Origin of the sequence: Pseudomonas sp. NPDC090201 (assembly GCF_044746825.1) — a bacterium.
GTDB lineage: Bacteria > Pseudomonadota > Gammaproteobacteria > Pseudomonadales > Pseudomonadaceae > Aquipseudomonas > Aquipseudomonas putida_AD.
On sequence record NZ_JBIVCX010000002.1, the window covers coordinates 548,330 to 572,497 of the forward strand.

Annotated in this window: 25 protein-coding genes; 11 read left to right on the forward strand and 14 right to left on the reverse strand. The window is 61.1% G+C overall.

Annotated features, from left to right (window positions below; translation table 11 throughout):
* Positions 1-13: 13 nt before the first annotated feature.
* Entirely contained in the window at positions 14-808 is a 795-nt protein-coding gene (locus ACIPOO_RS08590) for a gamma-glutamyl-gamma-aminobutyrate hydrolase family protein (protein ID WP_400605881.1), read from the reverse strand.
* A gap of 277 nt (positions 809-1,085) precedes the next feature.
* On the opposite strand from ACIPOO_RS08590, the gene ACIPOO_RS08595 reads away from it, so the two are divergent.
* Together ACIPOO_RS08595 and ACIPOO_RS08600 are read left to right on the forward strand one after the other, a co-directional pair.
* On the forward strand, positions 1,086-2,462 hold the full coding sequence (locus ACIPOO_RS08595; RefSeq protein ID WP_400605883.1) for a glutamine synthetase family protein: 1,377 nt from the start codon (positions 1,086-1,088) through the stop codon (positions 2,460-2,462).
* Between the two features lie 231 nt (positions 2,463-2,693).
* Positions 2,694-3,332 carry a TetR/AcrR family transcriptional regulator gene (locus tag ACIPOO_RS08600; protein WP_400605885.1) on the forward strand — a complete coding sequence of 213 codons (639 nt, stop codon included), beginning with the start codon at positions 2,694-2,696 and terminating at the stop codon, positions 3,330-3,332.
* Positions 3,333-3,392: 60 nt separating this feature from the next.
* Here ACIPOO_RS08600 and ACIPOO_RS08605 read toward each other — a convergent pair whose 3' ends face one another.
* The 6 genes from ACIPOO_RS08605 to ACIPOO_RS08630 all read right to left on the reverse strand — a co-directional run bounded on the left by ACIPOO_RS08605 (position 3,393) and on the right by ACIPOO_RS08630 (position 8,762).
* On the reverse strand, positions 3,393-3,608 hold the full coding sequence (locus ACIPOO_RS08605) for a molybdopterin-binding protein (RefSeq protein WP_062379390.1): 216 nt from the start codon (positions 3,606-3,608) through the stop codon (positions 3,393-3,395).
* 51 nt (positions 3,609-3,659) lie between these two features.
* The gene (gene ssuB, locus ACIPOO_RS08610; protein WP_274133158.1) at positions 3,660-4,469 is read right to left on the reverse strand and encodes an aliphatic sulfonates ABC transporter ATP-binding protein; all 810 of its coding nucleotides are present in this window, start codon (positions 4,467-4,469) and stop codon (positions 3,660-3,662) included.
* On the reverse strand, positions 4,466-5,254 hold the full coding sequence (gene ssuC / locus ACIPOO_RS08615) for an aliphatic sulfonate ABC transporter permease SsuC (RefSeq protein ID WP_400605887.1): 789 nt from the start codon (positions 5,252-5,254) through the stop codon (positions 4,466-4,468). Before ssuC ends, ssuB begins: the two co-directional genes overlap by 4 nt.
* A 27-nt stretch (positions 5,255-5,281) precedes the next feature.
* Positions 5,282-6,247 (reverse strand): sulfonate ABC transporter substrate-binding protein, encoded by a 966-nt coding sequence (locus ACIPOO_RS08620; protein WP_400605889.1) that lies wholly within the window; start codon positions 6,245-6,247, stop codon positions 5,282-5,284.
* 352 nt (positions 6,248-6,599) lie between these two features.
* Positions 6,600-7,238 (reverse strand): peroxiredoxin, encoded by a 639-nt coding sequence (locus ACIPOO_RS08625; protein ID WP_400605891.1) that lies wholly within the window; start codon positions 7,236-7,238, stop codon positions 6,600-6,602.
* 144 nt (positions 7,239-7,382) lie between these two features.
* Positions 7,383-8,762, reverse strand: coding sequence for an OprD family porin (locus ACIPOO_RS08630; protein ID WP_274133166.1), 1,380 nt, complete (start codon positions 8,760-8,762; stop codon positions 7,383-7,385).
* Between the two features lie 777 nt (positions 8,763-9,539).
* On the opposite strand from ACIPOO_RS08630, the gene tauA reads away from it, so the two are divergent.
* The 4 genes from tauA (at position 9,540) to tauD (ending at position 13,268) form a co-directional block, all read left to right on the forward strand.
* Complete coding sequence (gene tauA / locus ACIPOO_RS08635) at positions 9,540-10,517, forward strand: taurine ABC transporter substrate-binding protein (protein ID WP_274133167.1); 978 nt, start codon at positions 9,540-9,542, stop codon at positions 10,515-10,517.
* A 223-nt stretch (positions 10,518-10,740) separates the two neighbouring features.
* On the forward strand, positions 10,741-11,532 hold the full coding sequence (gene tauB, locus ACIPOO_RS08640; RefSeq protein WP_400605895.1) for a taurine ABC transporter ATP-binding subunit: 792 nt from the start codon (positions 10,741-10,743) through the stop codon (positions 11,530-11,532).
* Positions 11,529-12,374, forward strand: a complete 846-nt coding sequence (gene tauC, locus ACIPOO_RS08645; RefSeq protein ID WP_274133169.1) for a taurine ABC transporter permease TauC — start codon at positions 11,529-11,531, stop codon at positions 12,372-12,374. Before tauB ends, tauC begins: the two co-directional genes overlap by 4 nt.
* Positions 12,375-12,434: 60 nt before the next feature.
* On the forward strand, positions 12,435-13,268 hold the full coding sequence (gene tauD / locus ACIPOO_RS08650; RefSeq protein WP_274133170.1) for a taurine dioxygenase: 834 nt from the start codon (positions 12,435-12,437) through the stop codon (positions 13,266-13,268).
* 387 nt (positions 13,269-13,655) lie between these two features.
* Here tauD and ACIPOO_RS08655 read toward each other — a convergent pair whose 3' ends face one another.
* A complete protein-coding gene (locus ACIPOO_RS08655; RefSeq protein ID WP_274133171.1) occupies positions 13,656-14,096 on the reverse strand; it encodes a hypothetical protein in 441 nt (146 codons plus the stop codon).
* On the opposite strand from ACIPOO_RS08655, the gene trmL reads away from it, so the two are divergent.
* Complete coding sequence (gene trmL, locus ACIPOO_RS08660; RefSeq protein WP_274133172.1) at positions 14,095-14,550, forward strand: tRNA (uridine(34)/cytosine(34)/5-carboxymethylaminomethyluridine(34)-2'-O)-methyltransferase TrmL; 456 nt, start codon at positions 14,095-14,097, stop codon at positions 14,548-14,550. The genes ACIPOO_RS08655 and trmL overlap by 2 nt on opposite strands.
* Before the next feature lie 282 nt (positions 14,551-14,832).
* On the opposite strand, the gene secB is transcribed toward trmL, so the two are convergent.
* Genes secB through ACIPOO_RS08675 form a run of 3 tightly spaced genes read right to left on the reverse strand, consistent with a single transcriptional unit; the run spans position 14,833 to position 16,033 of the window.
* Complete coding sequence (gene secB / locus ACIPOO_RS08665; protein ID WP_274133173.1) at positions 14,833-15,324, reverse strand: protein-export chaperone SecB; 492 nt, start codon at positions 15,322-15,324, stop codon at positions 14,833-14,835.
* A gap of 39 nt (positions 15,325-15,363) precedes the next feature.
* Positions 15,364-15,618, reverse strand: a complete 255-nt coding sequence (gene grxC / locus ACIPOO_RS08670; protein ID WP_274133174.1) for a glutaredoxin 3 — start codon at positions 15,616-15,618, stop codon at positions 15,364-15,366.
* Position 15,619: 1 nt separating this feature from the next.
* Positions 15,620-16,033 (reverse strand): rhodanese-like domain-containing protein, encoded by a 414-nt coding sequence (locus ACIPOO_RS08675; RefSeq protein ID WP_274133175.1) that lies wholly within the window; start codon positions 16,031-16,033, stop codon positions 15,620-15,622.
* Positions 16,034-16,232: 199 nt separating this feature from the next.
* Here ACIPOO_RS08675 and gpmI point away from each other — a divergent pair, with 199 nt between their 5' ends.
* The 4 genes from gpmI (at position 16,233) to ACIPOO_RS08695 (ending at position 21,388) form a co-directional block, all read left to right on the forward strand.
* The gene (gene gpmI, locus ACIPOO_RS08680; RefSeq protein ID WP_400605899.1) at positions 16,233-17,768 is read left to right on the forward strand and encodes a 2,3-bisphosphoglycerate-independent phosphoglycerate mutase; all 1,536 of its coding nucleotides are present in this window, start codon (positions 16,233-16,235) and stop codon (positions 17,766-17,768) included.
* Positions 17,769-17,907: 139 nt separating this feature from the next.
* The gene (locus tag ACIPOO_RS08685; protein WP_400605901.1) at positions 17,908-19,221 is read left to right on the forward strand and encodes a murein hydrolase activator EnvC family protein; all 1,314 of its coding nucleotides are present in this window, start codon (positions 17,908-17,910) and stop codon (positions 19,219-19,221) included.
* Between the two features lie 30 nt (positions 19,222-19,251).
* A complete protein-coding gene (locus ACIPOO_RS08690) occupies positions 19,252-20,589 on the forward strand; it encodes a S41 family peptidase (protein ID WP_274133179.1) in 1,338 nt (445 codons plus the stop codon).
* A 1-nt stretch (position 20,590) separates the two neighbouring features.
* A complete protein-coding gene (locus ACIPOO_RS08695; protein ID WP_274133180.1) occupies positions 20,591-21,388 on the forward strand; it encodes a divergent polysaccharide deacetylase family protein in 798 nt (265 codons plus the stop codon).
* 110 nt (positions 21,389-21,498) lie between these two features.
* Here the strand turns inward: ACIPOO_RS08695 and ACIPOO_RS08700 are convergent, their stop codons facing one another.
* From ACIPOO_RS08700 to hisA, 3 genes are all read right to left on the reverse strand, one after another.
* Complete coding sequence (locus ACIPOO_RS08700) at positions 21,499-22,254, reverse strand: substrate-binding periplasmic protein (protein WP_400605905.1); 756 nt, start codon at positions 22,252-22,254, stop codon at positions 21,499-21,501.
* 214 nt (positions 22,255-22,468) lie between these two features.
* Positions 22,469-23,239: an imidazole glycerol phosphate synthase subunit HisF gene (gene hisF, locus ACIPOO_RS08705; RefSeq protein WP_274133182.1), complete on the reverse strand. Its 771-nt coding sequence runs from the start codon at positions 23,237-23,239 to the stop codon at positions 22,469-22,471.
* A 120-nt stretch (positions 23,240-23,359) separates the two neighbouring features.
* Positions 23,360-24,097: a 1-(5-phosphoribosyl)-5-[(5-phosphoribosylamino)methylideneamino]imidazole-4-carboxamide isomerase gene (gene hisA / locus ACIPOO_RS08710; protein ID WP_400605908.1), complete on the reverse strand. Its 738-nt coding sequence runs from the start codon at positions 24,095-24,097 to the stop codon at positions 23,360-23,362.
* Between the last annotated feature and the right edge of the window lie 71 nt (positions 24,098-24,168).

Here is a 24,168-nt window from a genome sequence, read left to right on the forward strand (position 1 = left end):
GTCGTCATGGCGATCAGGCGTTCTTTGACGCTTGCGCGTCGCGTTGTATCGCACGCTTTCGACAGGCATCGCCAAATGCCTGCAGGATTGAAAGATAGTCCGGGTTCTGCGTGACCTGCCACTCCGGGTGCCATTGAACGCCCAGTGCAAACACGTCAGATGAAGCAAAAGCCGCGCCCGCAGGAACGGAGATCGCTTCGATCAAGCCATCCGGAGCTTTCGCCTCGACTCGCAGACCAGGTGCAAGACGCTCGATGCCCTGTCCATGAATTGAATTGACACGAATTTCTTCACCCAGCCCCAGACCCGCCAACACGCCACCGGGCTCGATGTGCATCGGATGGCTCGGAGCATATTGAATTTCAACGGGTTCGTTGTCCGGTTCACGATGATCCATGAACGTTCCAGTCTCGTGAACCTTCTGGTGAAGACTGCCACCAAACGCCACATTCATCTCCTGAAAACCGCGGCAAATGCCCAACACAGGCACGCCGGCGGCCACAGCGGCACGAATAAGGGGTAAGGTGGTGTGGTCGCGTGCAGGATCATGAGCAGTCCCCGGCGCGCTGGCAGGACCACTATAGTGATAGGGTTCGACGTTGGATGGAGAACCGGTGAAGAGCAGGCCATCGACCGCCGCGAGTATGTCGGCAGGATCGAGCAGCTCTGCCAGAGACGGCAGAATCAGCGGCAGGCCCTTGGCAGCGACGGCAACTGCGCGGACGTATTTGTCGCCACTGATGTGATAGGCATGCGAGCCGATTTGCTGAGTGCAGGCGGTGACGCCGATCAGCGGAAGGCGAGACATGTGACCCCCGGTATTATTGCTGTTATGGGTTGCAAACGAGCTTAGCCTTGTTCATTTTTTTACACAACAGCCCCGTAAAAAATAAAACACGCCCCGCTCAAGATCGCAGTTCCCAAGACCTCCAGCGTCCTTTTTCTGCCCTAAAGTGCGGCAAAAATGGCCTTGAGGCGCCGTTTTAGGGCAAAACAGGGCTCTCTTGACTTCAATCGGGCTTTCGGATTGACTGAACCCCGTAATGCTCGATGATTGATATTTTCAACAACAAAGGTGTTGCATCATGTCGGTACCCCCGCGTGCCGTTCAGCTCAACGAAGCGAACGCGTTCCTTAAGGAACATCCTGAGGTTCTATACGTTGACCTTCTGATTGCAGATATGAATGGCGTGGTGCGCGGCAAGCGCATTGAACGCACCAGCCTTCATAAGGTTTACGAAAAAGGCATCAACCTCCCAGCTTCTCTTTTCGCACTGGATATCAACGGCTCGACGGTGGAAAGCACCGGTCTTGGCCTGGACATCGGTGACGCTGACCGAATCTGTTATCCAATCCCCGACACTCTCTGCAACGAGCCTTGGCAGAAGCGTCCTACCGCACAACTTTTGATGACCATGCACGAGCTGGAAGGCGAGCCGTTCTTCGCCGATCCACGTGAAGTGCTGCGCCAGGTGGTGACCAAGTTCGACGAACTGGGCCTGACCATCTGCGCGGCGTTCGAGCTCGAGTTCTACCTGATCGACCAGGAGAACGTGAACGGTCGTCCACAGCCGCCACGCTCGCCGATCTCCGGCAAACGTCCGCACTCGACACAGGTCTACCTGATCGACGACCTGGACGAATACGTCGACTGCCTCCAGGACATTCTGGAAGGTGCCAAGGAGCAAGGCATTCCTGCCGACGCCATCGTCAAGGAAAGTGCCCCGGCGCAGTTCGAAGTGAACCTGCACCACACCGCCGACGCGCTGAAAGCCTGCGACTACGCGGTACTGCTCAAGCGACTGATCAAGAACATCGCCTACGACCATGAAATGGATACCACCTTCATGGCCAAGCCTTACCCAGGCCAGGCGGGCAACGGACTGCACGTTCACATCTCGATCCTGGATCGCGATGGCAAAAACATCTTCACCAGCGAGGATCCCGAGCAGAACGCCGCATTACGTCATGCGATCGGCGGTGTGCTCGAGACCCTGCCGGCGCAGATGGCGTTCCTTTGCCCGAACGTCAACTCGTATCGCCGGTTCGGTGCCCAGTTCTACGTGCCCAACTCGCCGACCTGGGGGCTGGACAACCGTACGGTCGCGGTTCGCGTGCCTACCGGTACCGCCGATGCCGTGCGTATCGAACACCGCGTCGCGGGCGCCGATGCCAACCCGTACCTGCTGATGGCGTCGGTTCTGGCCGGTATCCACCACGGCCTGACCAACAAGGTCGAGCCGACCGCGCCGGTAGAAGGCAACTCGTACGAGCAGCATGAGCAGAGCCTGCCGAACAACCTGCGCGATGCCCTGCGCGAGCTGGACGACAGCGAGGTCATGGCGAAATACATCGATCCGAAGTACATCGATATCTTCGTCGCGTGCAAGGAAAGTGAGCTGGAAGAGTTCGAACATTCCATCTCCGACCTTGAGTACAACTGGTACCTGCATACCGTGTGACGGTTGTGTGAAATAAAAAGAACGCCCCCAATCCCAGCGGTTGGGGGCGTTTTTTATTTTAGACGCCGAGCTTGTCGGTGTAGGAGCGCGCTTGCCCGCGATGGCGGTGGGCCTGTCACATCAATGTCGCCTGATCCACCGCCATCGCGGGCAAGCGCGCTCCTACAGGGGCTGCATGCTGCCGGGCGACCTCGCGTACAATGCCTGCGGCCCCGATCAAGAGAGCAAGCAATGACCCGCCCCGCCACACCCCGCAAACCCCGTGCACGCAGTCAGGCGCGGATCGATTCGATCCTCGATGCTGCACGCACCCTGCTGGCGTCCGATGGCGTGGCGAGCCTGTCGATCTACAGCGTGGCCGAACGCGCGGAGATACCGCCGTCATCGGTCTATCACTTCTTCGCCAGCGTCCCGGCGCTGCTGGAGGCCCTGACCGCAGACGTTCACGCAGCCTTTCGGGAGAGCCTTCAGCAGCCGATCGATCACGACCGGCTCGGCACCTGGCATGACCTTTCGCGCCTGGTCGAGACGCGCATGCTGCACATCTACAGCATCGACGCCGCCGCCCGCCAGTTGATCCTCGCCCAACACGGCCTGACCGAAGTCACCCAGGCCGACCGCCAGCACGACGTAGAACTGGGCAACCTGATGCATGAGCTGTTCGCCAGGCATTTCCAATTGCCGGCGCTGCCCGACGACGTCGAGATCTTCGCCCTTGCGCTGGAACTGGCAGACCGCGTCTACGCCCGCTCGGTGCAACTGCACAACACCATCACCCCGCGCATGGCCGAGGAAGGCCAGCGGGTGTTCGATGCGTATCTGGGGCTGTATCTGCCGCCGTTCTTGCCAAAAAAAACCCAGCACCTGTAGGGTCCAGACGAAAAAACCCCGAAGGGCTCGCACCCTTCGGGGTTGTTCACAACGCACCGATCACAACTTGGCGATCGACACCTCGGTGGATTTCACGAAGGCGATCACTTCGCTGCCCACCACCAGTTCAAGCTCCTTCACGGAACGCGTGGTGATGACGGAAGTGACGATGCCCGATGCAGTCTGCACGTCGATTTCGGACAGTACGTCGCCGGTGACGATTTCCTTGATGGTGCCTTTGAACTGGTTACGTACGTTGATGGCTTTGATTGTCATGGTATGGCTTCCTTTGTGAGATCGGTTCCGGGCGCAGTATTGCGCCGGGATTCAATTGGCCCAGCGCAGTTGCGTGGGCAGGGGTGAAGTCGGTTCGGGTTCGGGCGGGCTGCCGGGAAGCGCCAGCACGCGGTTCAATACTTCGGTTTCCAGCGTGGCCAGGCGATGGGAGCCGCGAGCCCTGGGGCGCGCCAGATCGACCTGCAAGTCCAGGCCAATGCGGCCCTCCTCGATCAGCAGCACGCGGTCGGCGATGGCCACCGCTTCGCTGACATCGTGGGTCACCAGCAGCACGGTGAAGCCATGCTTCTGCCACAGGCGTTCGATCAGTTGCTGCATCTCGATACGGGTCAGGGCGTCCAGCGCCCCGAGGGGCTCGTCCAGCAGCAACAGGCGCGGCTGGTGGATCAACGCCCGGGCCAGCGCCACACGCTGCTTCTGCCCACCGGACAGCGCAGCGGGCCACTCCTCGGCGCGCTCGGCCAGGCCCACGGCGTCCAGCGCCTCCAGGGCCTTGCCGCGCCAGTCGCCACTGAGGCCCAGGCCTACGTTGTCGATGATCTTTTTCCACGGCAGCAGGCGTGCTTCCTGAAACATCAGGCGGGTGTCTTCCCGCGCATCGGCCAGCGACGCCGTGCCAGCCAGCAGTTGCCCCGCCGAAGGCTTGTCCAGCCCTGCGAGCAAGCGCAACAGGGTACTTTTGCCGCATCCGCTGCGGCCCACCACGGCCACGAACTGGCCGGCCGGAATGTGCAGGTCGATGTCCTTGAGGACTTCCCGCGAGCCGAAGGTCTTCTTCAGCTTGCGGACCTGCAGCGGAATGCCGCGCAGCAGGTTTGCCGGTTGTTGAAGATTGCTCATCGTGCACCACCCTTAGCCACTTGATACGCCGGGTGCCAACGCAGGCAGACCCGCTCCAGACCACGCGCCGCGAGGTCTGCCAGTTTGCCGAGGACGGCGTACAGAACGATGGCCAGTACCACCACGTCGGTCTGCAGAAATTCGCGGGCGTTCATCGCCAGATAACCGATACCCGAGCTTGCGGAGATGGTTTCGGCGACGATCAGCGTCAGCCACATGAAGCCCAGGGCAAAGCGTACGCCGACCAGAATCGAAGGCATCGCCCCCGGCAGGATCACGTGCCGGAACAGCGAGAAACCGGACAGCCCGTAGCTGCGGGACATTTCCACCAGGGCCGGATCAATGTTGCGAATGCCGTGGTAAGTGTTCAGGTAGATCGGGAACAGGGTGCCGAGGGCCACCAGGAAAATCTTCGCGCTCTCGTCGATGCCGAACCACAGGATCACCAGCGGAATCAGCGCCAGGTGCGGCACGTTGCGGATCATCTGCACCGAGCTGTCCAGCAGGCGCTCGCCCCATCTGGACAGGCCGGTGATGAACCCCAGGGTCAGGCCGATGCTGCCACCGATGGCAAAGCCGATCGCTGCACGCCAGCCGCTGATCGCCAGGTGGGTCCAGATCTCGCCGCTGCGCACCAGGGTCACGCCAGCTTCAATCACCGCGCTGGGCGCCGGCAGGATGCGCGTTGACAGCCAGCCGGCGCTCACCGCCAGTTGCCAGATGGCCAGCAACAGGACGGGGAGCAGCCAGGGCGCCAGTCGGTGAGTGATTTTTTCCACGCTCATGGAGTTGTCTCCTCTTAATGCCAGGGCTTACTGCGCTTTCGCGACAGCAGCGGGTGGCGTCCAGATCACATCGGCGATGCTGAGCGGTTTGGGGATCAACTTCAGTTGGTAGAAGGTGTCGGCGATCTTCTGTTGCGCGGCGATGGTTTCAGGGGTGATGAACAGCGCCCCGTAGCCCTGGCGCTTGACCGAGGTCCTGGTGATGTCTTCCGGCAGGCCCAGCAGCGGCGCAACCTGTCTGGTGACTTCATCCGGGTTGGCCTTGGACCACTCGCCCACGGCGCGCACTTCTTCGATCAGCGTCTGGATCACTTTCGGATGCTGTTGCGCGTAGGGTTTGGTCGCCAGGTAGAACTGGTTGTTGTCGACGATACCTTTGCCGTCACGCAGGGTCTTGGCCTGCAGCTGTTGTTCGGCGGCGGCCTGGTACGGGTCCCAGATCACCCAGGCATCGACGCTGCCACGCTCGAAGGCGGCGCGGGCATCGGCGGGCGGCAGGAATACGGTCTGGATGTCGCTGTATTTGAGGCCGGCCTCTTCCAGCGCACGCACCAGCAGGTAGTGGACGTTGGAGCCTTTGTTGAGGGCGACTTTCTTGCCCTTGAGGTCCTTGACCGAGGTAATGGGCGAATCCTTGGGCACCAGAATCGCTTCGCTGGTCGGCGCTGGCGGCTCGGAAGCCACATAGAGCAGATCGGCGCCAGCGGCCTGGGCAAACACGGGCGGGGTTTCGCCGGTCACGCCGAAATCGATGGAGCCCACGTTCAGGCCTTCAAGCAGCTGCGGGCCGCCGGGAAATTCGGTCCATTGCACTTGCACGCCCTGGTCTGCGAGCTTCTTCTCAAGCGACCCCTTGGCCTTGAGCAGCACCAGCGTGCCGTACTTCTGGTAACCGATGCGCAGGGTATCGGCCTGGGCTTGAGTGAGAACACCGAAGGACACCGCCGCAGCAAACAGAGCGACCAGGCCTCGACGCAAAATAACTGTGCTCATGGCACGCTCCTTTGCTGTAGCAATTTATGGTTGCACCTGCTTGGCCGATGGCGGACGAGTAAGGCGTCATGGGGATTCATTGCCGGCGCACTGGCCGGGACGGAGAGACCTTAACAGGGGCTTTTTATTCTTTAAAATCATATTTATTCATTTGGTTAGTACTGGATTGAATATACGAAGTCACCGTAGCAGCACGGCTTGCCGGCGGGGGCGGCGTGTCAGTGACGAATAATCCGCCTGACACGCCGCCCCCGCCGGCAAGCCGTGCTGCTACGGAGCGAGGTGGCCTGGAAATTACGGACAAAAAAAGGGCCGATAAATCGGCCCGAATGTCGTGGTTGAAACGGATGGATCAGCGGTTGGGCTGCGGGGTCAGGCGCAGGTACGGCGTAACGGCCTTGTAGCCCTTGGGGAAGCGTTCCTTGATCTCGGCCTCGTCCTTGATCGAAGGCACGATCACGACGTCTTCACCGTCCTTCCAGTTCGCAGGCGTGGCGACCTTGTAGTTGTCGGTCAACTGCAGCGAATCGATCACCCGCAGAATCTCGTGGAAGTTGCGGCCGGTGCTGGCCGGGTAGGTGATGGTCAGGCGCACTTTCTTGTTCGGGTCGATCACGAACAACGAGCGCACGGTCAGGGTTTCGCTGGCGTTGGGGTGGATCAGGTCGTACAGCTCGGAGACCTTGCGGTCGGCGTCGGCCAGGATCGGGAAATTGACGATGGTGTTCTGGGTGGTGTTGATGTCGTCGATCCACTTGATGTGGGAGTCGACCGGGTCAACTGACAGGGCAATGGCCTTCACATTGCGCTTTTCGAATTCATCCTTGAGTTTGGCGGTAAAGCCCAGCTCGGTGGTGCAGACCGGCGTGAAATCGGCGGGGTGCGAAAACAGCACCGCCCAATTGCCGCCCAGCCACTCGTGGAATTTGATCCGCCCTTCGCTGGAATCCTGTTCGAAGTCCGGGGCGATGTCGCCGAGTTTCAGTCCCATACAAGCGTGCTCCTTTGGCTGTGAGTTATCGGGTTACTGTGCCTGTGCGGCCTTTGAAAATAAAAGACCGAAAAACCATGGCGTCAAATCTTTCGGGCATAAAAAAACCCCGCCGAAGCGGGGTTTCTTTCAACTGACCAACGCTTATTTGAAAGCGTAGGTGTAGTTGAAGATCAGACGAGTCTGGTCAGCATCGGAGATGCGGGTGTTCTGAGCAGCAGTACCGTGGTTGTCGAAGTTCGAACGGTAGTTGGCACGACGCAGGGTAGCGCCGAAGCCTTTCAGAGGACCGTCCTGGAACACGTAGTCGATACGCATGTCGCGTTCCCACTCGGAGCTGTCACCCACGTTGGCACCGCTGGTTGCCTTGATGTTGGTACCTTTGAGGTAGGCAATCGCAGCCTTCAGGCCAGGGACACCCACACGAGCGAAGTCGTAGGAGTACTGACCGAAGTTGGTGGTTTCACCAGCACGGGCGAACTGACCGATCATGGAGTCGGTGAACAGGTAGAAGCTCGAACCACCCAGGCCTTCACCGTGAGTTGCTGCGGTGCCGTCTTTGGTGATGTTGCCGTTGTTCATCCAGACGAAGCCGCCGTCGTCACCCACGTCCTGGTGACCAACCATCAGAGCATGGCCGCCCAACTGGTAAGTGAACATCGCCGACCAGGTTTTGTTGTCGACTTCGCCAGCGTTCTTGGCATAACCACCGTTGTTGTTGAAGCGGTAGCCAGCGTCGCCGTTCTTGCCGTCGGAACGGCTGTCGAAGTAGCGCAGGTCAGTCTTGAACGACTGGTCGTCAGCGATCGGGAAGACGTGTACCAGACCCAGGAAAGTCTGCTTGTAGTAGTCTTCCAGCTGCGAGTGGTAAGCCTGCAGGGTCAGGTCTTTGGTGACTTTCCAGTCAGCACCGGCGTAGGTGAAGCTGTTGGAGTCTTCGGTGCCGCCTGCAACGGCCAGGCCGCCATAGTTGCTCGAAGCACGGCCAGCAGCGTGGGTCAGCTTACCGGCGTTGAAGGTCCAGCCATCCAGTTCCTTGGAAGTGATGGTGCCGCCTTCGAAGGTTTGTGGCAGCAGACGACCGTCGTTCGCAACCAGGATCGGCAGGTTCGGCTGCAGGGCGTTACCCAGTTTCAGCTCGGTCTTGGAGATCTTGGCTTTCACGTTGCCACCCAGACGCGACCAGCTGTCAACGGACGAACCGTCGGTGTCAGTCGGGAAGAAGGTGTTCGCGGTGGTGTTGGTGTGGTGGTCAATGCCGCCGCCCAGGTGGATACCGTACATGCCTTGTACGTCCAGACCGAAGCCGACGGTGCCCGGGGTGTAGCCGGAGATGAAGTTGAACAGCAGACCTTCGGCGGTTTCGCGCTGATCTTGTGCACGAACGCCTTCACGCAGGTCGTTTTCGAAATACATGGTACGGGAACTGAGGGTTGCCTTGCTGTCTTCCAGGAAACCAGCTGCTCCAGCCTGAGTGGCCATCACACCAAAAGATACGGCCAAGGCCAGGGTGGACTTCTTCATTGTGTTTCGCTCCTCTTGAATCTAATTTTTGTAGTTCGTTGGTCATGGCCAACTGGCTCAAGACCGCGGATGCGCGATTAGCGCTGGACCCGACTCGGTGAGTCAATGGACCTCAGACTAATTGACTAGACCGCTCTAACAGCTGGCTGCAAGGTAAGGGAAATCCTTTAAACCTAAAAAGACTTTGTGAGTCTGTTTTTATGCTAAACAGTTATATGTCACAAGCCGTTTCAGCCGTCCGTTGCGGAGTGTATCGGCGTCTTTACCTAATTCCCAAAAAATATTTCTAAACCGTTCGTCAGATCGATTGGTTTCGGCACATCGTACGACCGGAACCAGACTGCTCAGTCACTGTCTCGCTGTGAAACAGGATGAGAAGCGAATACGTAACTATCTGAAAAATAAGAAATTGAGAAATGGGTAGACCCGATTGTTACAGTTGTCACCCTGCTGTCCGTCTCTTTTTTGGATGAAAGTGGAATTAACTCATCAGTTAACTGGCAAAAACCGGCTACGCTGATTCGCCACTCAAATCCAGGATGGCGTGGGCGTGATCCCTCCCGCCTCGGGCAAGCGCGCAGATCTTATTTAGAAAATGTGACAGATCAATGAATGGTCATCTTACTGTCGTAATTTTCTGCACCGCCCCGCATAGGCGCCCTGCGCGACCATCCTTTCATCTCTAAGCTCATGCAAAAAAGTTATTTATTTTGCATTTCTTAGATCATTTACGCTCCGCATCATCAGCCACGGTCTGCCTTGATTCGGAGCCCCACCATGAAACTGCCCAACCCCCTTCGTCTGCTCGCAGCCCTGTCGCTGGCAGGCTCTGCCTTGATTGCCCAGGCGGCCGACTTCACCGTCGCCTACCAGACCACCGTGGATCCGGCGAAAGTCGCGCAGGCAGACGGCGCTTATGAAAAAGCCACCGGCTCGAAGATCGCCTGGCGCAAATTCGACAACGGCGCGGATGTCATCACCGCCATCGCTTCGGGCGACGTGCAGATCGGCTACCTGGGCTCCAGCCCGCTGACGGCCGCAGCCACCCGCAAGCTGCCGGTCGAGACGTTCCTGATCGCCACCCAGATTGGCGCCGCCGAAGCGCTGGTGGCGCGCAATGGCTCAGGGATCAACAGCCCGCAGGATCTGATCGGCAAGAAGATCGCCGTGCCTTTCGTGTCCACCGGCCACTACAGCCTGCTGGCGGCGTTGAAACACTGGAACATCGACCCGTCCAAGGTAACCATCCTCAACCTTGCGCCGCCTGCCATCGCAGCGGCCTGGCAGCGCGGCGACATCGACGCCACCTACGTCTGGGACCCGGCACTGGGCGTGGCCAAGGAAACCGGCAAGGTGCTGATTACGTCCGGCGAACTGGCCAAACTCGGCGCACCGACCTTCGATGCCTGGATCGTGCGCAAGGACTTCGCCGACAAGCATCCTGACTTGGTCAAAGCCTTCGCCAAGACCACCCTCGACGCCTACGCCGACTACCGCAAGGATCCCGCCGCCTGGCTCGCCAACGGCAAGAACGTCGACAAGCTGGTGACCCTCTCCGGCGCCAAGGCCGCCGACATCCCGGGCCTGCTGCAGGGCAACGTCTACCCGCTGGCCGGCGATCAAGTGAAGGAACTGGGCGCGCCGACCACCGAAGCCATCGGCAAGACCGCCGCCTTCCTCAAGGAGCAGGGCAAGGTCGATGCGGTACTGGCGGACTACACCCCGTACGTCAGCGCCAGGTTCGTTACCCAGTAGCAGGGGGCGTCCTCAAGATCGTTCCCGCGGGCAAGCCCGGCTGCTACGGGAATTGCGGCGAACATTTATTCGGGGAACACCCGAATTCCGTAGCAGCACGGCTTGCCGGCGGGGGCGTCCTTGAGATCGCCGTCGCGGGCAAGCGCGCTCCTACAGGAATCGAGCCGAACACCTATTCGGGGAACACCCGAAATCCGCCTATCAACCAACCGGAGTCATTGCCATGGCCTTGTTGAACCTTGCGCGCATCAGCGCACAGTATCCCGGCGCGGCCAGCCCCGTGCTGTCGGATATTTCGTTGAGCCTGGGCCCGCAGCAGTTGCTGGTCGCGCTGGGTCCTTCGGGCAGCGGCAAGACTTCGCTGTTGAATCTGATCGCAGGTTTCGTCGAGCCCAGTGCCGGGCGCATCACTCTGGATGGCGTTCCGGTCAAAGGCCCGAGTGCCGAGCGCGGCGTGGTGTTTCAGGACGACGCCCTGCTGCCCTGGCAAGACGTGCTGGCCAACGTGGCCTTCGGCCTTGAGCTGGCAGGCGTGCCGCGAGCACAGCGCGAAGCCAAGGCGCGGGAAATGCTGGCACTGGTTGACCTGGCGGGCTTCGAGAAGCGCCGCGTCTGGCAACTGTCAGGCGGGCAAAAGCAGCGCGTCGGCCTGGCCCGTGCACTGGCCGCCGATCCCCGGGTGCTGCTGATGGACGAGCCTTTTGGCGCGCTGGACGCCTTCACCCGGGAACAGATGCAGGAGTTGCTGCTGCAAGTCTGGCAACGCAGCGCCAAGCCTGTGTTCCTGATTACTCACGATATCGAGGAAGCGGTTTTCCTCGCCACCGACCTCATCCTGCTGGCGCCCAATCCGGGCCAGATCGTCGAGCACCTGAAACTGAATTTCGGCCAGCGCTATGGCGCAGGTGAGTCGGCGCGGGCGATCAAGTCCGATCCGAAATTCATCGAAACCCGCGAGCACGTGCTGGCTCGGGTGTTTTCACAACGCCAGGCCACCGTGGAGCAACGCGCATGAGCCAGTTTCAGTCCACCCAGGCGGGCGAAACCCTCGCCACGCCCACCTCGGCCAAGGTTGCGTCAAAGCGCCTGAACCTGAGTACTCGCGCCATCAGCGTGTTGACGCTGCTTGTCCTGCTGGGCAGTTGGTGGCTGGTGACCGCTTTCGAATGGGTCGAGCCGCTGTTTCTGCCGCCGCCCTCGGCCGTGCTGGAAAAGGCCTGGCTGTTGATGACCAAAGGCTACATGGATTCCACCCTGTGGCAGCATCTGGGCGCCAGCCTGCAACGCATTGGCCTGGCCTTGGGCGCTGCGGTGCTGACGGCAATTCCGGTGGGCATCGCCATCGGCCACAACCGCATCGCCCGCGGCATCTTCGATCCGCTGATCGAGTTTTATCGCCCGATTCCGCCACTGGCCTACCTGCCGCTGATCGTGATCTGGTGCGGTATCGGCGAATTCTCCAAGGTGCTGCTGATTTATCTGGCGATCTTCGCGCCGATTGCCATCGCCACCGCGACAGGCGTGCGCACGGTCGACAGCGCCAAGCTTCGCGCCGCGCAATCGTTGGGCGCCACTCGCTGGCAATTGATTCGCCACGTGATCCTGCCCAGCGCCCTGCCCGACATCCTGACCGGCGTGCGCATTGGCCTGGGCGTGGGCTGGTCGACACTGGTGGCCGCCGAGCTGATCGCCGCCACCAGCGGCCTGGGCTTCATGGTGCAGTCAGCGGCGCAGTTCCTGGTCACCGATGTGGTGGTGCTGGGGATCCTGGTCATCGCACTGATCGCCTTTGCCCTGGAGATGGGCCTGCGCGCCCTGCAACGCAAGCTGGTGCCCTGGCACGGGCAGAACCACTGACCTGACGCCCCGTACAACACTGACCACGCCGGCACATCGGCGCCGAACCAAGAGATCATCATGAGCCTTCATATCACCCCGATCAGCGCTGCATTGGGCGCGCAAATCAGCGGCGTGGACCTCAGCCGGGACTTGACCGCCGAACAGCGAAACGCCATCGAGCAGGCACTGCTGACCTATCAGGTGCTGTTCTTTCGCGATCAGCCGGTCACGCCCCGCCAGCAGGCGCGCTTTGCCGCCAACTTCGGCGACCTGCACGTTCACCCGATCTACCCCAACGTGGCCGAGCAGCCGGAAGTGATGGTGCTCGACACCGCCCTGACTGACGTGCGCGACAACGCCATCTGGCACACCGACGTGACCTTCCTGCCGACCCCGGCGATGGGCGCGGTGTTGAGTGCCAAGCAGTTGCCTGCGTTCGGCGGCGACACCTTGTGGGCCAGCGGCATCGCCGCGTTCGAGGCGCTGTCGAGCCCCCTGCAAAACCTGCTCGACGGCTTGACCGCGACTCATGACTTCACCCGCTCCTTCCCGCTGGAGCGCTTTGGCAGCACCGCCGAGGACCTGGCGCGCTGGGAGGAAACCCGACGCAAGAACCCGCCGCTGTCGCACCCGGTGATTCGCACCCACCCGGTGAGCGGGCGCAAGGCGCTGTTCGTCAACGACGGTTTCACCACCCGGATCAACGAGCTGGAACCGGCAGAAAGCGAGGCGATTCTGAAATTGCTGTTCGCCCACGCCACACGGCCGGAGTTCACCATCCGCTGGCGCTGGCAGGAAAACGACGTGGCGATGTGGGACAACCGCGTCACCCAGCATTACGCCGTGGACGACTACCGGCCGCAGCGGCGGGTGATGCACCGCGCAACGATTCTGGGGGATGTGCCGTTCTAGAGGCACCACACCACCGTAGCAGCACGGCTTGCCGGCGGGAGCGGTGTGTCTGTGACGAAGAAGTCGCCTGATCCACCGCTCCCGCCGGCAAGCCGTGCTGCTACGGGGTACATGCGACGCCGTGCATCACTTTGGCCCCCAAAGCCCCAGAAATGCGCGAATAGCGTGCAAAACCGATCAACAAATAGCCAGATCCGAACCCCGGTTCGAACACCAGAAAGCGGCCAGTCCCGGAAAACCTGGCCCAAATGCCCCTGTTTCAAGGCCTCGCGAATAATTTTCGACATTCCTCGTCACGATTTCTCAAAACTGGCACGCACGCTGCAATAGGTTAAGCATCACCAGTTTTGGGGACCTTGGTACAGGCAGGCCGGGGAATCCCCTCTTTTATTCCTCCCGGAGACTCACCTGGAGTCTCCAGCGCCCGTCCTGGGTTGCGCCGTGCCACTCACCGCGCAACGGACGGGCCGCCAGCAGGTTCAGCAACAATCCCTTATCACTTTTACGCACACGCCAGCGCACATCCTTGCCGTTGAGCTTGAGCGCGCCTTGCTGCGCCTGGCCCTGGGCGTTGAACAGCAGCGCAACCGCGCCATCGATCATCTCGCCATGCAACTGCGGCTCACGGTTGAACCACACCGCGACGCCATCGGGCAGTGCTTCGATCTGCTGCAGCGCAATGGGGTCCGGGGTGGTCAGCCGACCGACCATCAGCCCCACCATGACGCCGAATATCGCGATAGACCCCAAAAACCGCCGCCACAGCTTCGGTCTCGGGTCATCGATGGGGGTAGAATGCATCCCGTCCTTTTGTTCGGAGCCGTGCATGTTTCACGTGATCCTTTTTCAACCAGAAATTCCGCCGAATACCGGCAATATCATCAGGCTCTGCGCCAACAGCGGCTGCAGCCTGCATTTGATCGAGCCACTGGGCTTCGAACTCGATGACAAGCGCCTGCGCCGCGCGGGCCTGGATTACCACGAATACGCCACCCTGCACCGCCACGCCGACCTTGCCAGCTGCCTGGAAAGCATCGGCCACCCGCGTCTGTTCGCTTTTACCACAAAGGGTTCAAAGCCTTTTCACGATGTGGCCTTCGCCGAAGGCGACGCCTTCCTGTTCGGCCCGGAAAGCCGCGGCCTGCCGCCTGAAGTGCTCGATCCGCTCTCAAGCGAGCAACGCCTGCGCCTGCCGATGCGTGAAGGGTGCCGTAGTTTGAACCTGTCCAACACGGTGGCTGTGGCGGTTTATGAGGGTTGGCGGCAGCTTGGTTTTAAATAGTCAGGCGTGAGATCGCTACATGGATGCCCTGCGGGCGCTATCGCGGGCAAGCGCGCTCCTACATTTTTTGCAACGTGCCGCATCCGAGAGACCGTGTTGCAAGCCTTCAAGCGGTCTGCGGTCTGGCACCAAGACTACCAACGCGGTCTATCAGGCCATGGCACGTTGCAACAAATGTAGGAGCGCGCTTGCCCGCGACCAGGCCCGAAGGGCATCAAAGTAAGAATCCCAAGGCAAAAAAAGCGCCCATCACAGGCGCTTTTTTATTACATCAAGCAACGCTTACTGAACAGTCGGCGCCGGAGTCTCGCCAGCTTCCTGCATGCGCTGCAGCTCTTGCGCGTACAGGGCGTCGAAGTTGACCGGGGCCAGCATCAGCGCGGGGAACGAACCACGGACGACCAGGCTGTCGATAGTCTCGCGAGCGTACGGGAACAGGATGTTCGGGCAGAACGCGCCCAGGGTGTGGCTCATGGAAGCCGCGTCCAGACCCTTGATCAGGAAGATACCGGCTTGCTGGACTTCAGCGATGAAGGCGATTTCTTCGCCGTTCTTCACTTCAACCGACAGGGTCAGTACCACTTCGAAGAAATCACCTTCGAGCTGCTTCTGACGGGTGTTCAGGTCCAGGCTGACGCTTGGAGTCCACTCCTGACGGAAGATCGCCGGGCTTTTCGGCGCTTCGAAGGACAGGTCACGCACGTAGATGCGCTGCAGGGAAAACTGTGGAGCTTCTTCGTTGGAAGTGGCGCCGTTGTTGGTTTCGTCGGTCATTTCAGATCCTTCTCTTTTAAGGTCTTGTAGGTTTCGAAATCAGGCGCTCAACAAGGCGTCGAGCTTGCCAGCGCGTTCCAGGGCGAACAGGTCGTCGCAGCCGCCGACATGGACCGAACCGATCCAGATCTGCGGCACCGACGTGCGTCCGGCCTTTTTGATCATTTCTGCACGAACCTGAGGCTTGCCGTCGACCTTGATCTCTTCGAAGTCGACTTTCTTGCTCGCCAGCAGCGACTTGGCGCGCGAGCAGTAAGGGCAATAATCGCTGGAGTAGACGACGACGTTGGCCATGTCACTTCACCAGCGGCAGGTTGTCGCCGCGCCACGACGAAACGCCGCCCGACAACTTGGCAGCCTTGAAACCGGCCTTGAGCAGCTCGCGCGCCACATGACCGGCGTGCTGGCCGGCAGCATCGACGATAATCAGCGTCTTGGCCTTGTACTTCTCAAGCTCGGCGGTACGGGTCATGACCTTGTCTTGCGGGAAGTTCAGCGAACCGACGATGTGGCCGGTGGCGTATTCCTTCTTGGCGCGCACGTCGATGACTACGGCTTCGTCGCGGTTGACCAACGCGGTCAGCTCGCCAGTGGAGAGGCTCTTGCCGCCCTTGCTCAGCTCGGTGGCGATCAGCAGTGCCAGCAGGATGACGAAAGCGCCAGAGATCAGATAGTGGTTAGTTGCAAATGCAATCAGGTGCTCGACCATCATTAGGTTCCAGGGCGTTAAAATGCCGGCCAGTATACACAGCCCCCAAGGTGGGCCAAAGCCCGTACGGCGGTCGCGGTATTTGAACCCGCTGGCGGGTCTGCTGTCCTTTCAACACGGCCACTCGCACTGGGACGGCAACAGCCCCTAGAATGTCGATCTTTTCTTCTCCTTCACCTTTTAGCCAAGAGTGGGATTCATGACTACCACGCCTAAACCTCTGGTTCTGATCATCCTGGACGGCTTCGGTCACAGCGACAGCCACGAAGGCAACGCTGTCTACGCCGCGAAAATGCCGGTGTTCGACCGTCTGTACAAGACCATGCCCAACGGCCTGATCTCCGGTTCCGGGATGGACGTCGGCTTGCCTGACGGCCAGATGGGCAACTCTGAAGTCGGCCACATGAACCTGGGTGCCGGCCGCGTGGTGTATCAGGACTTCACCCGCGTGACCAAGGCGATCCGCGACGGCGAGTTCTTCGAGAACCCGACCATCTGTGCTGCCGTGGACAAGGCCGTGGGTGCGGGCAAGGCCGTGCACATCATGGGCCTGCTGTCCGATGGTGGCGTTCACAGCCATGAAGACCACTTGGTGGCCATGGTCGAGCTGGCCGTCAAGCGTGGCGCCGACAAGATCTACCTGCACGCCTTCCTCGACGGCCGCGACACGCCGCCTCGCAGCGCGCACCAGTACCTCGAAACCATGGAAACGGCCTACAAGCGTCTGGGCAAGGGTCGTACTGCAACCATCATTGGCCGTTACTTCGCCATGGACCGCGACAACCGCTGGGATCGCGTCGAGTCCGCCTACAACCTGATCGTTGACGGCAAGTCCGAATTCCAGGCCGCCACCGCCAAGGCCGCGCTGGACGCTGCCTACGAGCGTGGCGAGAACGACGAATTCGTCAAGGCCACCAGCATCGGCGACCAGGTGAAGGTCGAAGACGGCGACGCCGTAGTGTTCATGAACTTCCGCGCCGACCGTGCCCGTGAACTGACCCGCGTGTTCGTCGAAGACGATTTCAAGGACTTCGCCCGCGCCCGCCAGCCAAAACTGGCCGGCTACGTCATGCTGACCCAGTACGCCGCCAACATCCCTGCCCCGTCCGCCTTCGCCGCTGGCAGCCTGGAGAACGTGCTGGGCGAGTACCTGGCGAAAAACGGCAAGACCCAACTGCGCATCGCCGAAACCGAAAAATACGCCCACGTGACCTTCTTCTTCTCCGGTGGCCGTGAAGAGCCGTTCGAAGGCGAAGAGCGCATCCTGATCCCATCGCCGAAAGTCGCGACCTACGACCTGCAGCCAGAAATGAGCGCGCCGGAAGTCACCGACAAGATCGTCGACGCCATCGAAAACCAGCGTTATGACGTGATCGTCGTCAACTACGCCAACGGCGACATGGTTGGCCACAGCGGGATCATGGAAGCAGCGGTGAAGGCCGTTGAATGCCTGGATGTGTGCGTTGGCCGCATCACCGAAGCCCTGGAGAAGGTCGGCGGCGAAGCGCTGATCACCGCCGACCACGGCAACGTCGAGCAGATGACCGACGACACCACCGGCCAGGCGCACACCGCGCACACCACTGAGCCGGTGCCGTTTGTCTACGTCGGCAAGCGTGACCTCAAAGTGCGCGAAGGCGGTGTTCTGGCTGACGTTGCACCGACCATGCTGACCCTGATGGGCCTGGACATTCCGAAAGAAATGACCGGCACCTCGATTCTGGTCGCCAAGTAAGACGCAAATCACCGGCCTGTCATCGCGTACAGGCCGGTTTTTGTATGAAATGTCTGAAAGCCGCGCTCCCGGAGCGTTTTTTTTGCCGCCATCGGCGGGCATACTAAGCCCGTCTTCACTCCTGGTATCGCCCAACCCCATGCTCCGCGCCCTGATCGCCCTTGCCTTGATTTGTCTGCTCAATCCGGCCTTCGCCGACGATGAGCGCGCACAAACCCAGAAACAGCTCGATGCCACGCGTCAGGACATCACCGAGCTGAAAAAGGCCCTGGGCCAGTTGCAGGAAGAAAAATCCGGGGTCCAGAAGGATCTGCGGTCCACTGAAACCGAGATGGGCAAGCTGGAAAAGCAGGTGGAGGCCCTGCAAAAGGAACTAAAAAAGAGTGAAAGCGAGCTGCAAAGGCTCGATCAGGAGAAAAAAAAACTCCAGAGCGCACGCGTTGAACAACAACGACTGATTGCGATACAGGCCCGCGCCGCCTACCAGAATGGCCGCCAGGAATACCTCAAACTGCTGCTCAACCAGCAGAACCCCGAAAAATTCGCCCGCACGCTCACCTATTACGATTACCTGAGCCAGGCACGTCTTGCGCAATTGCGCACCTTCAACGAAACCCTGCGCCAGTTGGCCGAAGTCGAAAAAGACATCGACCTGCAACAGGCCCAGCTGCTGGTGCAGAAGAGCACGCTGGATGACCAGAAAGCCCAGCTCGACACCGTGCGCCAGGAGCGCCAGGTCGCGCTGGCCAAGCTGAACCAGGACTACAAGGCCCGCGATCAGAAACTGCAGGCCCGCCAGCAGGATCAGGCAGACCTGACTAAAGTCCTCAAGACCATCGAAGAAACCCTGGCCCGTCAGGCCCGCGAAGCCGAAGAGGCGCGTCAGAAAGCGCTCCTGGCCCAGCAGGAAGCCGAGAAGCGCCAGCGTGAGCAACAGGAAGCGCTGGCCAAAAGCCGTGGCAAGGATGACAGCGATGAAGCGCCGCGCAAGCCGACAAGGGCCCCCGGCGCACTGGTTTCCAGCGCCGGTCAGTCATTTGGTGGCGCATTTGAAGCGGCAAAGGGAAAACTTCCCTGGCCTGTCGATGGTCGATTGTTGGCGCGCTTCGGGGAAACCCGCGGCGATGACGAGCGGACCAAGTGGGATGGCGTGATGATCAGCGCCTCTGCCGGCAGCCAGGTACACGCTGTGCATGGTGGTCGCGTGGTCTTCGCCGACTGGTTGCGCGGGGCCGGGCTTCTGGTCATTCTCGACCACGGCAACGGCTATTTGAGTCTGTACGGTCACAACCAGAGTCTGTTGAAGGAAGCTGGGGACGTTGTAAAAGCCGGGGAAGCGATCGCCACTGTGGGCAACAGTGGTGGCGGTCAGGACACTCCGGCGCTGTATTTCGCTATTCGTCAGCAGGGTCGCCCAAGTGATCCGGCCCAATGGTGTCGCACTCAAGGATAAGTCGACGCCTCACTCAGGAGTTCGTAAGAGATGCCGTTTTCGTCCCGCCTCACCTCGCTGGCCCTGACCATCGCCGTGGTTATCGGTGCTCCGCAGGCCATGGCCGCCGGTGCCGCCCCCGCTGCGACGCCTGCCGCTGCTGCATCCGCGCCTGCCAACGCCGCGAACCTCAAGGCGCCGCTGCCGCTCGACGAGCTGCGCACCTTCGCCGAGGTGATGGACCGGATCAAGGCCGCGTACGTCGAGCCGGTGGATGACAAGACCCTGCTGGAAAACGCCATCAAGGGCATGCTGAGCAACCTTGACCCGCACTCCGCCTACCTGGGCCCGGAAGACTTCCAGGAGCTGCAGGAAAGCACCAGCGGCGAATTCGGCGGCCTGGGCATCGAAGTGGGCGTCGAGGACGGCTTCATCAAGGTGGTCTCGCCGATCGATGACACCCCGGCGTCCAAGGCCGGCATCGAGGCGGGCGACCTGATCGTCAAGATCAACGGCGCGCCGACCCAGGGTCAGACCATGCAGGAAGCGGTCGACAAGATGCGCGGCAAGATCGGCGAGAAAATCACCCTGACGCTGGTGCGCGACGGCGGCAACCCGTTCGACGTGACGCTGGCCCGCGCGACCATTCAGGTCAAGAGCGTGAAGTCGCAGATGCTCGAGCCTGGCTACGGCTACATCCGCATCACCCAGTTCCAGGTGAAAACCGGCGAGGAAGTGGGCAAGGCGCTGGCCAAGCTGCGCAAGGACAACGGCAAGAAGATGAACGGCCTGATCCTGGACTTGCGTAACAACCCGGGCGGCGTGCTGCAGGCGGCGGTCGAAGTCGCCGACCATTTCCTGACCAAGGGCCTGATCGTCTACACCAAGGGCCGTATCGCCAATTCCGAACTGCGCTTCTCGGCAGACCCTGCCGACGCCAGCGAAGGCGCGCCACTGGTGGTGCTGATCAACGGCGGCAGTGCCTCGGCGTCTGAGATCGTTGCCGGCGCCCTGCAGGACCAGAAACGCGGCATCCTGATGGGCACCGATTCGTTCGGCAAGGGCTCGGTGCAGACCGTGCTGCCACTGGCCAACGACCGCGCCTTGAAGATCACCACGGCGCTGTACTTCACGCCGAACGGCCGCTCGATCCAGGCCCAGGGCATCATCCCGGACATCGAAGTCAAACGTGGCAAGCTCACCACCGAAGCCGATGGCGAGAACTACAAGGAAGCCGACCTGCTCGGCCACCTGGGCAACGGCAACGGCGGGGCGGACAAACCGACCACCAAATCCAAGGCTGGCAAGGCGCGTCCCCAGGACGATGACTACCAGTTGAACCAGGCCCTGAGCCTGCTCAAGGGATTGAGTGTGACACGCGGCAATTGATATGCGCTTCTGGTTGACCGGGCTCGTCTGGGCCCTCGCTGTGCTGACAGGTGCTGCCCATGCGGCACCTGGCCAATCTTCCACCGACGATAAGAAGCCTGCGCGGGCCTATTTGAGCCTGATCATCGACGACCTGGGGCAGAGCCCGGAAAAGGACAGCCGCGTGCTGGCCCTGCCCGGCCCCGTGACGCTGGCGATCATGCCCGACACCCCGCACGCCACCGACTTCGCCCGCCAGGCCCACAAGGCTGGCCGGACGGTCATGCTGCACATGCCGATGGACCCCGCCACCGGGCCCTACGCCTGGCGTCCGGACCTGCCGCTGACCGAGCTTGAGTCGCGCCTCAACGCGGCGCTGCTGAAAGTGCCGTATGCGGCAGGCATCAACAACCACGAAGGCAGCCGCATGACCGCAGAGCCGGTGGCGATGGCCTGGCTGGTGGGCGAGCTGCAACGCCGTCACCTGTTCTTCGTCGACAGCCGCACCAGCGCCAAGACCGTTGCCGCGGCAGAGGCGCAAAAAATCGGCCTGGCGAGTCTTTCAAGGGATGTGTTCCTCGACGACGAACGCACCGCCGAAGCCATCAGCGGCCAGTTGCAGACCGCGATCCGACTGGCCCACAAGCAAGGTTCAGCGGTGATGATCGGCCATCCGTATCCGGTGACCATGGAGGTGCTGGAACGTGAGCTGCCCAAGCTCAAGGCCCAAGGCATCGAATGGATCGAACTGCGCCACATGATTAGCATCCGCGGCAATCAGGCGATGGCCGGGCATGGGAAGGATGGGGTGTATCGGTAAACCGAGAGCCACGGTAGGAGCGCGCTTGCCCGCGACCTCGGTGGGTCTGCAACATCTACGTGCATTGCCCCACCGCGGTCGCGGGCAAGCGCGCTCCTACAAAGCGTGGTTTAGAGATACTTCCCGAGAATCGTGTCCACTGCCCCTTCCTTGCGCAGCTCATCCAGCGCGGTCTGCAGCTTGTGCACCACCTCGTCGGGCGTGTCCTTGTTCAGCGCCAGGAACAACTCCGCGCTGTTGAAGCGCAACACGGTCTTGAGCCCCGTCACGCCTTCCTGGCGCGCCAGATAACGCCCGGCAGGATCACCCGTGGCCCACAGGTCGATCTGCCCTTCCACGAGCCTTCTGGCGTTGTCCTTGTCACTGAGCACGGTGAGCGGCTTCATGCCCTGGCGCCCCAGTTCCTCGGCGATGACATCGCCCTTGTACGCGCCAATCCGGTATTTGCGGGCCTGCTCCAGGGACTCGAGCTGAATCGGACTGTCGGCGCGCGCCAGCATGATCCAGTCATCCGGGCCGATGGGGCCGACCCACTTGAACAGCTTCTCGCGCTCGGCCACTCGCGCCATAACGAACACGCCATAGCCGGGCTTTTCCAGGGCGAGCTTGTAGATTCGCTCCCAGGGAAAACGCAGTGTCATGTTGTAGGCAATGCCGGCGCGCTTGAACGTCTCGCGGACGATCTCGACAGCGATGCCCTGGATGTTGTTTTCCTGGGCGAAATTCCTGCCGTCGTTGGCCATGTTGTAAGGCGGGAAACTCTCGGTCAGCAGCACCATCGAATAGGGCGCCGTGTCCTGGGCCCTGACGGTGCCCGAGAGCAATGCGACAACGCTGATCAGCGCAAGAACAACACCTTTGAACATATCCCTGGCACCCCACCCTGACGACGGCAAGAGAGTGCCGCCAAGACGGTGCAATGTCCAGTCGGGCGTCGGTGGGGTCGCTTTCAGAACCAACTAAACCTGTGGGAGCGAGCTTGCTCGCGAAGAGGTCGGCATGAACGACACATAGTCATTGCTCATACCATCGCCTTCGCGAGCAAGCTCGCTCCCACAGGTTTTGTGTTTCAGCTCAGTATCAGCGAACCACGATGCCTTGCTTGGCCATGAACGCCTTGGCCTCGGGAACGGTGTACTCGCCGAAGTGGAAAATGCTCGCAGCCAGCACAGCGCTGGCGTGGCCTTCGATGACGCCGTCAGCCAGATGCTGCAGGTTGCCCACGCCACCCGAAGCGATTACCGGGATGCCCAGCGCGTCGCTGATTGCACGGGTCACGCCCAGGTCGAAGCCGTTCTTCATGCCGTCCTGGTCCATGCTGGTCAGCAGGATCTCGCCAGCGCCCAGGCCTTCCATCTTCTTGGCCCACTCCACCGCATCCAGACCGGTCGGCTTGCGCCCGCCATGGGTGAAGATTTCCCAGCGCGGGGTTTCGCCAGGGCCAGACACCTTCTTGGCGTCGATGGCCACGACGATGCACTGCGAACCGAAACGCGCCGCCGCCTCACCCACGAACTCGGGGTTGAACACGGCAGCGGTGTTGATCGAGACCTTGTCGGCACCGGCGTTGAGCAGGTTGCGGATGTCCTGCACGGTACGCACGCCGCCACCCACGGTCAGCGGGATGAACACCTGGCTGGCCATGCGCTCGACGGTGTGCAGCGTGGTGTCGCGGCCATCGACGCTGGCGGTGATGTCGAGAAAGGTAATCTCGTCGGCACCCTGCTCATCGTAACGACGGGCGATCTCGACCGGATCACCGGCATCGCGGATATTCTCGAACTTCACACCCTTGACCACGCGACCGTTGTCGACGTCCAGGCAGGGAATAATACGTTTGGCGAGGGCCATTGGGGGTCAACCTCTGAAATTTGGAACACCTGTAGGAGCGCGCTTGCCCGCGACCACGGAACATCAGTCGCACATCCGGGACTGACACACCGCCATCGCGGGCAAGCGCGCTCCTACAAATCAGACCGCGTACTGGTCGCAGAACGCCTGCGCTTCGGCGACGTCCAGCGTGCCTTCGTAGATCGCACGGCCGGTGATCGCGCCGATGATGCCCGGTGCCTTGGCGTCCAGCAGCGCCTTGATGTCACCCAGGTTGTGGATGCCGCCCGAAGCGATCACCGGGATCCTGGTCGCCGCTGCCAAGGCTGCGGTGAACGGCACGTTGCAGCCTTGCATCATGCCGTCTTTGGCGATGTCGGTGTAGACGATGGCCGAGACGCCGTCGGCTTCGAAACGCTTGGCCAGATCGATCACCTGAACCGAGCTGACTTCAGCCCAGCCGTCGGTGGCAACGAAACCGTCCTTGGCGTCCAGGCCGACGATGACCTTGCCCGGGAATGCGCGGCAGGCTTCGGCGACGAACTCAGGTTCCTTGACCGCCTTGGTGCCGATGATGACGTAGCTCACGCCCGCCTTGACGTAGTGCTCGATGGTTTCCAGCGAACGAATGCCGCCGCCGATCTGGATCGGCAGGTTCGGATAACGCCTGGCGATGGCCGTGACCACCTCGCCGTTGACCGGCTGACCTTCGAACGCGCCGTTCAGATCGACCAGATGCAGACGGCGGCAGCCACCGTCGACCCACTTGGCAGCCATGCTGACAGGGTCATCGGAGAACACCGTGGAATCTTCCATGCGGCCCTGGCGCAGGCGCACGCAGGCACCGTCTTTAAGGTCGATAGCGGGGATAATCAGCATGCTTTTTCCTTTGTCAAAAGAGCTGCAAGCTGCAAGCCGTAAGCTGCAAGCAGGCACGCGTAAATCAGTCT